Here is a 417-nt window from a genome sequence, read left to right on the forward strand (position 1 = left end):
AGTGAGATAGCTATTATCTCGCTCGTTCGGAGAGATGGCAGAGTGGTCGAATGCACCGGTCTTGAAAACCGGCATGGGTTTGTAGCCCATCTAGGGTTCAAATCCCTATCTCTCCGCCATATTAAATACGAGAAAAGCCGTTGATTATCAACGGCTTTTTTTGTTTCTGGCGTTTGAGGGGCTTTCTGAGAGGATTGACTCAGACAATGTACCTTTATAGAGCTCCCAATAGCGTGTACTTCACACGTATCTGTTTAGCCAAATCGTTACGCGATAAAGGCTTTCCTTTTGATATTAAAGTTTCTTTGTTGACTCGTGACAGAGCACAAGCGGTTATTCGTAATATCGATGTCGCTGGCACACTGAAAAAAATCATCAATAACATCGACCATCAAACCTGTATTAATGACTTTATTC

The 417-nt window shown here is 42.2% G+C and carries 1 protein-coding gene and 1 tRNA gene; both read left to right on the plus strand.

Annotation, left to right across the window (positions count from 1 at the left end; genetic code table 11):
- Positions 1-28 precede the first annotated feature (28 nt).
- Positions 29-119: transfer RNA gene (locus AB4140_RS19570), tRNA-Ser, on the plus strand.
- 87 nt (positions 120-206) lie between these two features.
- Positions 207-417 (plus strand): hypothetical protein (locus AB4140_RS19575; protein WP_372002301.1); only part of this gene is annotated, 211 nt, incomplete at its 3' end.

Origin of the sequence: Shewanella sp. 10N.286.51.B2 (assembly GCF_041469265.1) — a bacterium.
In the GTDB taxonomy this organism is placed as follows: Bacteria; Pseudomonadota; Gammaproteobacteria; order Enterobacterales; family Shewanellaceae; genus Shewanella.